General features: G+C 60.3%; 13 protein-coding genes. 5 read left to right on the top strand and 8 right to left on the bottom strand.

All coding sequences use genetic code 11. The features are described from left to right. The first annotated feature begins 55 nt into the window (after window positions 1-55). Entirely contained in the window at window positions 56-1,681 is a 1,626-nt protein-coding gene (locus M5B98_RS12500) for a methyl-accepting chemotaxis protein (protein WP_248742863.1), read from the top strand. Window positions 1,682-1,765: 84 nt separating this feature from the next. Next, window positions 1,766-2,674 (top strand): DMT family transporter, encoded by a 909-nt coding sequence (locus tag M5B98_RS12495; protein ID WP_248742862.1) that lies wholly within the window; start codon window positions 1,766-1,768, stop codon window positions 2,672-2,674. Between the two features lie 57 nt (window positions 2,675-2,731). On the opposite strand, the gene M5B98_RS12490 is transcribed toward M5B98_RS12495, so the two are convergent. From M5B98_RS12490 to cysK, 3 genes are all read right to left on the bottom strand, one after another. Then, window positions 2,732-3,595: a DMT family transporter gene (locus M5B98_RS12490; protein ID WP_248742861.1), complete on the bottom strand. Its 864-nt coding sequence runs from the start codon at window positions 3,593-3,595 to the stop codon at window positions 2,732-2,734. 653 nt (window positions 3,596-4,248) lie between these two features. Next, window positions 4,249-5,187 carry an aspartyl/asparaginyl beta-hydroxylase domain-containing protein gene (locus M5B98_RS12485; RefSeq protein ID WP_085710304.1) on the bottom strand — a complete coding sequence of 313 codons (939 nt, stop codon included), beginning with the start codon at window positions 5,185-5,187 and terminating at the stop codon, window positions 4,249-4,251. A 187-nt stretch (window positions 5,188-5,374) separates the two neighbouring features. Next, window positions 5,375-6,349 carry a cysteine synthase A gene (gene cysK, locus M5B98_RS12480; protein ID WP_114881819.1) on the bottom strand — a complete coding sequence of 325 codons (975 nt, stop codon included), beginning with the start codon at window positions 6,347-6,349 and terminating at the stop codon, window positions 5,375-5,377. Between the two features lie 128 nt (window positions 6,350-6,477). Here cysK and M5B98_RS12475 point away from each other — a divergent pair, with 128 nt between their 5' ends. Next, a complete protein-coding gene (locus M5B98_RS12475; RefSeq protein ID WP_248742860.1) occupies window positions 6,478-7,554 on the top strand; it encodes a DUF748 domain-containing protein in 1,077 nt (358 codons plus the stop codon). On the opposite strand, the gene M5B98_RS12470 is transcribed toward M5B98_RS12475, so the two are convergent. Both M5B98_RS12470 and M5B98_RS12465 read right to left on the bottom strand, forming a co-directional pair. Continuing rightward, entirely contained in the window at window positions 7,551-8,051 is a 501-nt protein-coding gene (locus M5B98_RS12470; protein WP_248742859.1) for a helix-turn-helix domain-containing protein, read from the bottom strand. The two genes, M5B98_RS12475 and M5B98_RS12470, sit on opposite strands and share 4 nt — an antisense overlap. Further along, window positions 8,039-8,269, bottom strand: coding sequence for a DUF4160 domain-containing protein (locus M5B98_RS12465; protein WP_119428721.1), 231 nt, complete (start codon window positions 8,267-8,269; stop codon window positions 8,039-8,041). Before M5B98_RS12465 ends, M5B98_RS12470 begins: the two co-directional genes overlap by 13 nt. A gap of 200 nt (window positions 8,270-8,469) precedes the next feature. On the opposite strand from M5B98_RS12465, the gene M5B98_RS12460 reads away from it, so the two are divergent. Then, window positions 8,470-9,315: an AAA family ATPase gene (locus M5B98_RS12460; RefSeq protein ID WP_076566454.1), complete on the top strand. Its 846-nt coding sequence runs from the start codon at window positions 8,470-8,472 to the stop codon at window positions 9,313-9,315. 12 nt (window positions 9,316-9,327) lie between these two features. Next, window positions 9,328-10,506, top strand: a complete 1,179-nt coding sequence (locus M5B98_RS12455) for a vWA domain-containing protein (protein WP_007956512.1) — start codon at window positions 9,328-9,330, stop codon at window positions 10,504-10,506. Window positions 10,507-10,542: 36 nt separating this feature from the next. Here M5B98_RS12455 and M5B98_RS12450 read toward each other — a convergent pair whose 3' ends face one another. The 3 genes from M5B98_RS12450 to M5B98_RS12440 are packed head-to-tail and all read right to left on the bottom strand — an operon-like array spanning window position 10,543 to window position 12,907. Next, window positions 10,543-11,457 (bottom strand): biotin-dependent carboxyltransferase family protein, encoded by a 915-nt coding sequence (locus M5B98_RS12450; RefSeq protein ID WP_248742858.1) that lies wholly within the window; start codon window positions 11,455-11,457, stop codon window positions 10,543-10,545. After that, a complete protein-coding gene (locus tag M5B98_RS12445) occupies window positions 11,454-12,158 on the bottom strand; it encodes a 5-oxoprolinase subunit B family protein (protein ID WP_085710294.1) in 705 nt (234 codons plus the stop codon). Before M5B98_RS12445 ends, M5B98_RS12450 begins: the two co-directional genes overlap by 4 nt. Next, window positions 12,155-12,907: a 5-oxoprolinase subunit PxpA gene (locus tag M5B98_RS12440; RefSeq protein WP_248742857.1), complete on the bottom strand. Its 753-nt coding sequence runs from the start codon at window positions 12,905-12,907 to the stop codon at window positions 12,155-12,157. Before M5B98_RS12440 ends, M5B98_RS12445 begins: the two co-directional genes overlap by 4 nt. Window positions 12,908-12,941: the final 34 nt, after the last annotated feature.

Below are 12,941 nucleotides of genomic sequence, written 5' to 3'. Positions count from 1 at the left end.
CAAGATCCTCGGCCCACGAGGACGCCCTCTTTCTCAACGTTCAAGGAGCACATTGATGTCTATCCGGAATCTGCGCATAGGTTTGCGCGCCAGTTTGAGTTTTGCCGTTCTGGCCGGTCTGCTGATGGTGGTGGGCCTGTTCGGTCTGGGCCAGATGAAGGCCCTGCGTGAAAGCGCAGCGGTGATCGAAGAATCGTGGATGCCCAGCATCGAAAGCATTCATGACGCAGCGGCGAATATCGCCAGCATCCGCCTCGAATCCCTGCGCCTGATCACCAGTACCCAGGCCGCTGTGCGCGAACGCAGCAAGGGCATTCTCACGGCGCAGCGTCAGGAGTTGCTCAAGCGCCTCGACGATCACAAAGCCCTGCTCGCCAACGATCTGGAACGGGCGATGCTCGAAGGTCTGGGTGCCGACACCGCCAAGTACCTGAGCATCCTCGACCAGATCATCAAACAGATCGACGCCGGGCAGAACGATCAGGCCTACACGCGACTGACCACTGAACTGGCGCCTCAGGGCAGCGTGCTCGACAAGACCCTGGAGCAAATGATCACCCTCAATCAGCAAGGTGCCGATGCCGCCGCCAAATCCGCTGCCGCGACCTATCAGCAGTCACTGTGGATCGTCGCGACAATCATCGTCATCGCCCTGATCGCCACTTTGCTGCTGGCGTGGCTGCTGACCCGCAGCATCACCGCGCCGATCAATCAGGCACTGAGCGTGGCCCGGCGGATTGCCTCCGGTGACCTCAGCGGCCGCATCGACAGCGACGGCCGGGATGAAGCGGCGCAGTTGCTCACGGCGCTGGCCGAGATGCAGGGCAATCTGCGCTCGACCATTCGCGGTATCAGCGAGTCGGCCCAGCAACTGGCCTCCGCCGCCGAAGAAATGAGTTCGGTGATGGAACAGAGCACCCGCGGCCTGCAACAGCAGAACGACCAGATCGAACAGGCCGCCACGGCCGTCACCGAGATGAGCACGGCGGTGGATGAAGTCGCGGCCAACGCGGTGTCCAGCGCCGAAGCGTCAGAAGCCTCGAACGAGGACAGCAAGCACGGGCATGTGCAGGTCAGCGAGACCATCAGTTCGATTCAGGAACTGGTCAGCGCGGTGCTCGGTGCGTCCGAACAGGCCGAGGGCCTGGCGACCCAGGCCCAGGACATCAGCAAGGTGCTGGAAGTGATTCGCGGCATCGCCGGGCAGACCAACCTGCTGGCGCTCAATGCCGCCATTGAAGCGGCGCGGGCCGGTGAGGCAGGACGTGGCTTTGCAGTCGTTGCCGACGAAGTCCGTTCGCTGGCGCAGCGCACGCAGAACTCCACCGAAGAAATCGAGCTGATGATCAGCAGCATCCAGCAAGGCACCGGTGCCACCGTCGGCGCGTTGCAAAGCAGCGCCGAGCAGGCCAGCCAGACTCTGCGCCGGGCCAACAGCGCCGGCCATGCACTGGAGAAAATCACCGCGTCGATCTCGCAGATCAACCAGCGCAATCTGGTGATCGCCAGCGCTGCCGAACAACAGGCGCTGGTGGCCCGGGAAGTCGATGAAAACCTGGTGACCATCCGTGACCTGTCCACGCAAACCGCCGCCGGCGCGACCCAGACCTCTGCCGCCAGTCAGGAACTGTCGCGCCTGGCCGTCGACCTCAACGGTCTGGTGACGCGCTTCGTGCTCTGACGGGGAAATTAAATGCCCGATTAGCGGTTGCCATCGTCAGGGCGCTCGGCAACACTCTCGTCCCCATCAAGGAAGGAGTTACCCGTGAGCCCTGTCGATATTTTCCGCATGTTGTCGCTGGCTGCGATCTGGGGTGCGAGCTTCCTGTTCATGCGCATCATCGCCCCTGCGATCGGCACCGTTCCGACCGGATTTTTCCGGGTCTCGATCGCGGCGGTCGGTTTGCTGGTGATCCTTGGCCTGATGCGCATCAGCTGGGATTTCAAAGGCAAACTCAAGACCGTAATGGTGCTGGGGGTGATCAACTCCGGCGTTCCGGCCACCCTGTACTCCGTCGCCGCCCAGGTGCTGCCGGCCGGGTACTCCGCAATTTTCAATGCCACCACGCCGCTGATGGGCGTGTTGATCGGCGGGCTGTTCTTCAGTGAAAAACTCACGGTGGCCAAACTGGCCGGGGTGTTTCTTGGTCTGCTCGGCGTGGGCGTGCTGACCCGCGCCGGCCCGGTCGCGTTCGACCTGCCGCTGTTGATGGGTGCCGTTGCCTGCCTGCTCGCAACGACCTGCTACGGTTTCGCCGGTTTCCTCGCCCGACGCTGGCTGGATCAGGCCGGCGGGCTCGACAGCCGCCTTTCGGCGCTGGGCAGCATGCTCGGTGCGACGCTGTTCCTGTTGCCGCTGTTCGGCTACAGCGTCATTACCCAGCCGCCGGTGAGCTGGGGCGGCTGGAATGTCTGGCTGTCGCTGTTGGGCCTGGGTCTGGGCTGCACCGCGTTTGCGTACATCATTTACTTCCGCCTGCTGAGTTCCATCGGGCCGGTGAAGTCGATGACCGTGACTTTCATGATCCCGCCGTTCGGCGTGTTGTGGGGCGCGTTGTTTCTGGATGAGCCGCTGTCGATGGCCCATGTGTATGGCGGGGTGTTGATCGCAATTGCGCTGTGGCTGGTATTGAAGCCCGCGGCAGTAAAGCCGGCAGAAGTCGCGACTCGCTGATCGACAGATGCAAAAAGGCCCGGGAGTTTCCTCCCGGGCCTTTTTTATGTGCGGCTGTTATTCCGACTTACGGAACACGAATACCAGACCGACGATGATCAACAGCATCCCCAACACACTCAACGCGGCCAGGCGGTTGCCGAAGATCAGGTAGTCCATCACCGCCGTCACGGCCGGCACCAGATAGAACAGACTGGTGACATTCACCAGATTGCCCCGGGCGATCAGTCGATACAGCAGCAACGTTGCCAGTACGGAAACCACCAGTCCCATCCACAACACCGGCACGATGAAACCGGCACTGTGCTCGAAGTGGAACGGCTGGAACGGCACGAAGATCCCGCACAGCAACAGTCCTGCCAGATACTGCACCGGCAGCGTGCCAAGGGGATTGTCGGTGATGCGTTTCTGCATGATCGAGCCGAACGTCATGCTCGCCAATGCCGACAAACCGAACAGCATCCCCGCCAGCGACATCCCGGCCAGGCCGATGCCCTGGTACACCACCATGATCAGACCGGCCAGCCCCAGCGCCAGACCGAAGATCCGGCTCGCAGAGCGTTGCCGCTCCATGATGACCACGGTGAGGATCGGTTGCACGCCCATGATGGTCGCCATCACCCCGGGAGTGACCTTCAGGTCCAGCGCCAGCAGATAAAAGATCTGATAAGCACCCAACAGCACCACCCCGGTGGCCATCGCATACAGCATCGGCCGGCCGCCCTTGGGCAGTTTCAGCTTGAGCAACGGCACCAGCAGCACCAGCCCGCACAGGGCAATCACAAAACGGATCAGCAGAAAGGCAAAGGGCGAAGCGTGGGCCAGCCCCCATTTGGAGAAAATCGCCCCGCTGCTCCACAGCAGAACGAACAGGCTCGTGGACGCCGCCGCGAGCGCGGACTTTTTCGAAAAGACAAACATGAATACCACCTGTAGTCAGGCAAATAGCCAACTCAGCCGAAGCTGAAATTCAGTAGGTTTTTTCAGGCGGGCACAGGGGTCAGCAGAAAACGCTGATCAGCCCGAAACGCCAACGCCCGGCGGTGATACGACTGCGCACACCGGCGTGCTACTGACAGGTGGGGGGTAATGGCTGATCTGCACAGGCTGCTGATTCCCGCACGGCACGACGCCAGCGTTGACCGCTGAATCGACTACCGCGTTGATGAGGGATGCAGGCATCTGGGCTGATCTTTTTTGAGGGATTGAAAGGTGAGCCGTAGAACTCACGAGCGCCGACTATAACCAGCCTGCGACATGGATTGCAATGAGTTGGGCAAAGGGCCGGTAGCGACGGATGAGCGAGAGCTGAATAGGCTGTTGAGCAACGGCTACATCCACTACGAGGGCGGGCTCATGCGTAGATCCGTGAAAAAATCCCCTACCAAGAAAAGATCAATCAAAACGGATGAAAGGCTTGCTTCCTCCGAGCTATCAACCAATCAGCAGCGCTTTCTTCAGCTACTGACTACAGGTATAGAAGGCGAACCCGACGTTCTCGCTGGACGGCGCTGACTCGCAGGCAATAAAAAACCGCTCCTTGTGAGCGGTTTTTTTATTGCCTGCATCCAGCCTCAACCAAACAGCCAATACCCCAGCAACGTCAACACCACCACCGCCAGCACCGGCCGCATCACGCGGTAGGCCTTTGGATTGCGGCGCTTCCACTGCTTGACCACGCCGCTGAACCGGTCGCTGAAGTTCTTGGTCCAGGCATAGGCCTGGTTGATCCCGCCGACGCGCTCATCGTCGAGGTTCTGTGGTGCGGTGGCGCGGCCCAGCCAGGCGCTGATGGAGCGGTTGATGCGGGTCATGAGGCGGTTGCTCAGCGGACGCTCGACGTCGCAGAACAGGATGACGCGGGTCTGTTCGGTTTCGTTCTTGACCCAATGCACATAGGTCTCGTCGAACATCACGTCTTCACCGTCGCGCCAGGCGTAGACCTGACCATCGACGAAGATCCGGCAATCGTCGGAGTTCGGCGTCGACAGCCCCAAGTGATAGCGCAGGGAACCGGCGAACGGATCGCGGTGCGGGTTCAAGTGGCTGCCGCCCGGCAACAGCGCGAACATCGCGCCCTTGACGTTGGGAATGGCACTGACCAGCGCCACGGTTTTCGGGCACAGGGTCTCGGCCGAAGGCAGCGGTTTGTCGTACCACTTGAGGTAGAAACGCTTCCAGCCCTTCTTGAAGAACGAACCGAAACCGGCATCGTTGTTCTTCTCGGCGGCGCGAATATAGCCCTCGTCGAACAGGTGCATCGCTTCGTCGCGGATGGTTTCCCAGTTGTCGCGCAGCACGTCCAGTTCCGGGAACTTGCTGCGGTCCAGGTACGGTTTGGACGGCACACCGGAAAACAGGTACATCAAGGCGTTGTACGGAGCGAACAGCGCCGAATGGTTGACGAACTGGCGCAGCACCGGCAAACGCGCCTTGCCGCGCAAATGCACGTAGAGGATGCTGCTCACGAACAGCAGCAACACCAACACCTTGGCGGCCAACGAAAAGGTCATCAACGACTCCTTGAAAAAAGACAACGCCACGCAATGTCATTTACCCGACATGGCGGCCGGCCATGATAAACACTACCGGCTCCGGGAAAAACCCGCCCGACCCAAGATTCAGTGTTAAGAATTGCGCAACAAAGCACTAATTAACATAACGAGCCTGAACCCTGGCTGATCTGAATCAACGGGACGCTTACTGCTGGTTCTCCTGATCGGTGAACAGATCGCTGAACAACATGCTCGACAGATAACGTTCACCGGAGTCCGGCAGTACCACCACGATGGTCTTGCCCTGCATTTCCGGGGTTTCCGCCAGGCGCACCGCGACAGCCATCGCCGCACCGCAGGAAATGCCGCACAAGATCCCTTCTTCCTGCATCAGGCGCAACGCCATGACCTTGGACTCTTCGTCGGTTACACGCTCGACCCGGTCGACCATCGACAAATCCAGGTTCTTCGGCACAAAACCGGCACCAATGCCCTGAATCTTGTGCGGACTCGGCTTGATCTCTTCACCGGCCAGCGCCTGGGTGATCACCGGCGAGGTCACCGGCTCCACCGCCACCGAAATAATCGGTTTGCCCGCCGTATTCTTGATATACCGCGAGACACCGGTGATGGTTCCGCCCGTGCCGACGCCCGCCACCAGCACGTCGATGGCACCGTCGGTGTCATTCCAGATTTCCGGGCCGGTGGTTTTTTCGTGGATGGCCGGGTTGGCCGGGTTGTCGAACTGGGCCGGCATGAAATATTTGCCCGGATCGCCGGCAACGATCTCGGCAGCCTTTTCGATTGCGCCCTTCATGCCCTTGGCAGGCTCGGTCAGCACCAGCTCTGCACCCAATGCCTTGAGCACCTTGCGCCGCTCGATGCTCATCGAAGCCGGCATGGTCAGCATCAGTTTGTAACCACGAGCAGCCGCCACGAAGGCCAGGCCGATGCCGGTATTGCCCGAAGTCGGCTCGACGATGGTCATGCCCGGCTTGAGTTTGCCGCTGCTTTCGGCGTCCCAGATCATGTTCGCGCCGATCCGGCACTTCACCGAGTAACCCGGGTTTCGACCTTCGATCTTGGCCAGAATGGTCACGCCACGGGGCGCAATGCGATTGATCTGTACCAGCGGCGTATTGCCGATGGAATGGGCGTTGTCAGCAAAAATACGGCTCATGGCTGGGTCCTTGTGCAGCGTTGAATTCAGCTCTCCAAGGTAAGCCTGTTGCTCCTGCCAGTCCAGTCGGGTCGAACGTCTGCAACGGCCGACAGTCAATCGCTTTACATCGTTCGGGAATTGCCACCATGAAGCGTCGCTACCGCTGGCCGTTGTGGATCCTCGCCACTGTCGTTGTACTGCTGATTGCCCTGCACATCGCCCTGCCCTACCTCGTGCGTGACTATCTGAATGACAAGCTGGCCAACATGGGCGACTACCGTGGCCAGATCACCGACGTCGACTTGGCCCTGTGGCGCGGTGCATACAAAATCAACGGTTTGAAAATCGTCAAGGTCGACGGCAAGGTGCCGGTGCCGTTCGTCAACGCGCCGTTGATCGACTTGTCCGTCAGTTGGCATTCGCTGTGGTACGACCACGCGGTGGTGGCCCAGGTGAAGTTCTTCAAACCTGAAGTCAACTTCGTCGATGGCGGCGCCAACAAACAGAACTCCCAGACCGGTAAGGGCACCGACTGGCGCGCGCAGTTGGGCAAGCTGCTGCCGATAACCCTCGATGAAGTGCAGATCCACGATGGCCGCATCAGCTTCCGCAACTTCAATTCCAAACCGCCGGTGAACATGAACGCCACCAACGTCGAGGCGAGCATTTACAACCTGACCAACGTAGTCGACACCAAGGGCAAGCGTGATGCCCGCTTCGAAGGCAAGGCCCTGCTACTCGGTCAGGCCCCCTTGGAAACCTCTGCCACATTCGACCCGCTGAGCAACTTCGAAGACTTCGAATTCCGCCTGCGCGCCCGCGACCTCGAACTCAAGCGCATGAACGACTTTGCCTCGGCCTACGGCAAATTCGACTTCAACGCCGGCCACGGCGACGTGGTCATCGAAGCCCAGGCCAAAAAGGCCCAGCTCACCGGATATATCAAGCCGTTGCTGCGCGACGTTGAAGTGTTCAACTGGCAGCAGGACGTGGAAAACAAGAACAAAAGCATCTTCCGCTCCGTCTGGGAGGCGCTGGTCGGCGGCACTGAAACCGTGCTGAAGAATCAGGCCAAAAACCAGTTCGCAACCAAGGTCGAACTCAGTGGCAGCGTCCATCAGCAAGATATCAGCGCATTCGAAGCGTTTTTGCAGATTTTGCGCAATGGATTCATCCAGGCATTCAATGCCCGGTATGAGCGGCCGAAGCCGGATGCGGGTTAAGTTTTACGGTTGACGATGTAGCGCCCAGTGTCCTCTGCTGCGATCAGTGCAGGTTTCTCCTGCAACGAATCCCAACCCAGACAGGCCAGGGCCAATGACCGTGGCACGGGTTCCCGGCCATTACTGTAGCGACTGATGCTGCGGGGACTGACGCCCAACGCTTCGGCTGCCTCATTCAGTGGTAAACCGGTGCGAGCGCGCCAATCCATGAAGATCCGTGTGTTTTCGTCCGGAGCATTTTGCGCGAGCGCGTCCCGGTACAAGGTATCGGCACCAATCTGGATATCCGGCTCCAGCCACTCCACGCTCCAACCGTTGTCGCCCAGATCGGCTGTTACAAACACGGCAGCATCCAATAACGGAGCGAGCCCCGGATAAGTCTGGAGGTCGCGGCTCAAATCGAGTGATAGTTGCTGGCCATCAATGAAGGTCAGTGACAGGCGAGCATCAGCCAGTGCCTGCACTGCCGCCAACCTTGGCCTCTTCATGGGTAACATCGTTTCCAGTCCTCCAGCAATTGCGTCTGATGGGCCGAAACCCACGCCAACGCTTCCTTGACGATCAGCGGCGGTGCCTTGCCCATCATGACCTCGACGGTTTCCAGGCTCAGCATCACATCCACTCCACCACCGGTCAGGTGAACATGGGGTGGCGGGTGATCCTTCTCGCGCAACTGAATGCGGTATTTTTCGCGAAATCGGTATTTAGTAGACATGCTCGAAGGCTATCGCCAAATCGGCGATACCTGAATACTGGCCTCGTGCCGAAACTGAGTCAACATGTGACGCCCCATTCAGAGACTGAATAAGCCGTCTGCGTTCACAGTCGACCGGGCCGCGCGTTATAGTCGGGCATCCGATTATTTCGCCCCCGCCCTGCCCGTTCAGGTCGGCGTTACCGTTCGAGGATTAGCAGATGAAGTTCGAAGGCACCCAGGCCTACGTCGCCACCGATGACCTGAAGCTGGCGGTCAACGCCGCCATCACCCTGGAGCGGCCGCTGCTGGTCAAGGGCGAACCGGGCACCGGCAAGACCATGCTCGCCGAGCAACTGGCCGAATCGTTCGGCGCCAAGCTGATCACCTGGCACATCAAATCCACCACCAAGGCCCATCAGGGTCTGTACGAGTACGATGCGGTCAGCCGTCTGCGCGACTCGCAACTGGGCAATGAAAAAGTCCACGACGTGCGCAACTACTTGAAGAAGGGCAAGCTCTGGGAGGCGTTCGAGTCCGAAGAGCGCGTCATTCTGCTGATCGACGAAATCGACAAGGCCGACATCGAGTTCCCCAACGACCTGCTGCAAGAACTCGACAAGATGGAGTTCTACGTTTACGAGATCGACGAGACGATCAAGGCCAAGAAGCGTCCGATCATCATCATTACCTCCAACAACGAGAAAGAGCTGCCGGACGCCTTCCTGCGCCGCTGCTTCTTCCACTACATTGCCTTCCCCGATCGCAGCACCCTGCAGAAAATCGTCGACGTGCACTACCCGGACATCAAGAAAGACCTGGTCAGCGAAGCGCTGGACGTGTTTTTCGACGTGCGCAAGGTGCCGGGCCTGAAGAAAAAGCCGTCGACCTCGGAACTGGTGGACTGGCTGAAACTGCTGATGGCCGACAACATCGGCGAAGCGGTGCTGCGTGAGCGCGATCCGACCAAGGCCATTCCGCCGCTGGCCGGTGCGCTGGTGAAGAACGAGCAGGACGTGCAACTGCTGGAACGTCTGGCGTTCATGAGCCGTCGCGGCACCCGTTAAGAGGCTGACGCCATGTTGCTCAACCTGTTCAATGAAATGCGTGCAGCCAAGGTGCCGGTGTCGGTGCGCGAGCTGCTCGACCTGATCAACGCGCTGAAACAGCGCGTGACCTTCGCCGACATGGACGAGTTCTACTACTTGTCCCGGGCGATTCTGGTAAAGGACGAACGGCATTTCGACAAGTTCGACCGGGCGTTCGGCGCCTACTTCAACGGCCTGGAAAAACTCGACGATCATTTGCAGGCGCTGATTCCCGAAGACTGGCTGCGCAAGGAATTCGAGCGTTCGCTGACCGATGAGGAACGTGCACAGATCCAGTCCCTCGGCGGCCTGGACAAGTTGATCGAGGAATTCAAGAAACGCCTGGAAGAACAGAAGGAACGTCACGCCGGCGGTAACAAATGGATTGGCACTGGCGGCACCAGCCCGTTCGGTTCCGGTGGCTTCAACCCGGAAGGCATCCGGGTCGGCGACGCCGGCAAGCGCCAGGGCAAAGCGGTGAAAGTCTGGGATCAGCGCGAGTACAAGAACCTCGACGACTCCGTGGAACTGGGCACCCGCAACATCAAGGTCGCCCTGCGCCGCCTGCGTAAATTCGCTCGCCAGGGCGCGGCGGAAGAGCTGGACATCGACGGCACCATCGACCACACCGCCAAGGACGCCGGCCTGCTGAACATCCAGATGCGCCCGGAACGGCGCAACACGGTGAAACTGTTGCTGCTGTTCGACATCGGCGGTTCGATGGACGCCCACGTGAAGATCTGCGAGGAACTGTTCTCGGCCTGCAAGACCGAGTTCAAGCACCTGGAGTACTTCTACTTCCACAACTTCATTTATGAATCGGTGTGGAAGAACAACATGCGCCGCACCTCCGAGCGCACGTCGACCCAGGACCTGCTGCACAAGTACGGCGCCGACTACAAAGTGATCTTCATCGGTGACGCCGCCATGGCGCCCTATGAAATCACCCAGGCCGGCGGCAGTGTCGAGCACTGGAACGAAGAGCCGGGCTACGTGTGGATGCAGCGCTTCATGGAGAAGTACAAGAAGCTCATCTGGATCAATCCGTACCCGAAAGATACGTGGGGCTACACCTCGTCGACCAACATCGTGCGGGACTTGATCGAGGATCAGATGTATCCGCTGACCCTGCGCGGGCTGGAAGAAGGGATGCGGTTTCTGTCCAAGTAATCCGGGATCACTCCCCCGTCAACGGCGGGGGAACGATCAAAAGCGCTTCAGATACTCGACATGCTCCCGATGCGCGACGTCCTGCACCACCGGGCGCAATCTGACTTTCGCCCCTGGCAGACACTGCGCCAGGCGAGCCAGCGCCAATGGCGTCAACGCTCCCAATCGCGGATAACCGCCAATGGTCTGCCGATCATTGAGCAACACGATCGGCTGCCCGTCCGGTGGCACCTGCACCGCGCCCAGCGGAATGCCCTCGGAAATCATCGGCTGGCCCTGATACTGCAAAGCAGTGCCCAGCAAGCGAATGCCCATGCGGTCGGCACGACTGTCCAGCGTCCAATGACTGTTGAACGCATCGAACAGGCTCTGCCCGCTGAACTGACCGATCTGCGCGCCGAGCACCAGATCCAGCGGCGCGTCGAGGCGCAGATCCGGTCGATGCTGTGCCGGGACCTCACGCACCAACAGGGTTTCACCCTGATAGCTCAGCGAAGCACCCTTGGCCAATGGCAAACCAAAACCATCAAGACCACCGAGTTCCTCGCGCACCACCGTCGCACTGCTGCCCAACACTTTCGGCGCAGTGAAGCCACCGGGCGCCGCCAGATAGGCCCGAGCCCCCAGCAACGGCTGAGTGAGCTTCAAGGTCTGCCCTTTGCGCAGTTTGAAACTGCGCCACGGCGCCAGCGCTTCACCGTCAATCTGCGCGCCCAGATCGGCACCGGCCAGCGCCAGCAGACAATCCTCTTGCGCCACCACCGCAAACCCGCCAAGGGTGATTTCGATCACCGGCAGATCCAGGCCATTGCCCAGCAACCAGTTGGCCCAGGTCATCGAACGCCAGTCCGCCGCACCGCCCTGAGTCACGCCCAGATGGCGCACGCCGAACCGCCCGGCGTCCTGCAACAGGCACAGCGGCGTGCTCGCTTCAATCGTCAGTCGGCTCATGACAACGCCTCCAGAGGTGTGTCATCACCGCCGAGGTTGATGAATTCTGCGTGGCTCACCGCTTCGAAGCGCACGGTATCGCCGGGCTGCATGAGGCTGTAGCCATCGCGCTCGCGGTCGAACAGTTTTGCCGGCGTGCGGCCGATCAGGTTCCAGCCACCCGGTGACACCACCGGATACGCGGCAGTTTGCCGTTCTGCGATACCGACGCTGCCGGCGGCGACTTTCTTGCGTGGGGTATTCAGACGCGGTGCCGCCAGGACTTCTTCCACCAGTCCCATGAAAGCGAAACCCGGGGCAAATCCGAGCGCGAATACCTGATATTCCCGGGCGCTGTGACGACGAATCACCTCTTCCACCGACAACCCGCTGCGCTGCGACAGCAGGCTCAATTCCGGGCCGACACTCAGGTCGTACCACACCGGCAGCACATGACACTGGCCGCCGGTGCGCGCATTCGGCGACAGGTCGATCAAGGCTTCGGCGATCAATTCCCGGGCCTGACCCGGATTCAATTCGGTCAGGTCGTAATGCACCATCAACGTGGTGTACGACGGCACCAGATCGATCAGATGCGCACCAAATACCGTGCGCAACCGCTCGCTGGCGGCGAGCATCCACGGCATGTTGGTTTCGGCGATTTCATCGAACAGACGCAACATCAGGCAATCCAGTGCCACCACTTCCACCCGCGGATTCATGGCGCGCTCTGCTCGTTCAAGGCGTGACGAATACGCTGCACGGCCGCAACCGAACTGGCGTTGTCGCCGTGTACGCACAACGTGTTGGCTTGCAGATGCAGCGCGCTGCCGTCGCTGGCGGTGAGGTTGTCGCCCCGGGCGATGGTCAGCGCTTGCCCGATGATGGTTTCGGCGTCGTGATGCACCGCGCCAGGCAGTTGCCGCGAAACCAGTCGGCCAGCGCTGTCGTAGGCGCGGTCGGCGAAGGCTTCGAACCACAGGGTCACGCCGTATTCGTCGCCGAGCTGTTGGGCGGCCGTGTTGTCGCGGGTGGCCATCAGCATCAGCGGCAAGCTGCGGTCGTACACCGCGACGGCCTGAATCACTGCTCGCAACTGCGCGGGGTTGGCCATCATGTCGTTGTACATCGCGCCATGAGGTTTGACGTAACTCACTCGCCCGCCCTGGGCACGGCAAATACCGTCGAGGGCACCGATCTGGTAATGCAGGATGTCTTGCAGTTCCTGGGCGGTGTAGGCCATGGAACGCCGGCCGAACCCCACCAGATCCTGATAGGCCGGATGCGCGCCGATCTGCACGCCATGGCTCAGGGCCAGGCTGACGGTCTTGCGCATGATGCCCGGGTCGCCGGCGTGGAAACCGCAGGCAATGTTGGCGCAATCGATGAAGGGCATGACTTCCGCGTCCAGACCCATGGTCCAACTGCCGAAGCTCTCGCCGATGTCACAGTTCAATAGCAGGCGGCTCACGGTGAACACTCCTGTAGCTTTTGTCTTTTTTTAT

Source organism: Pseudomonas sp. MWU12-3088, assembly GCF_023242405.1.
GTDB lineage: Bacteria > Pseudomonadota > Gammaproteobacteria > Pseudomonadales > Pseudomonadaceae > Aquipseudomonas > Aquipseudomonas kribbensis.
Note: the sequence above shows the minus strand (reverse complement) of the source record. Positions and strands in the feature narration are given on the sequence as shown.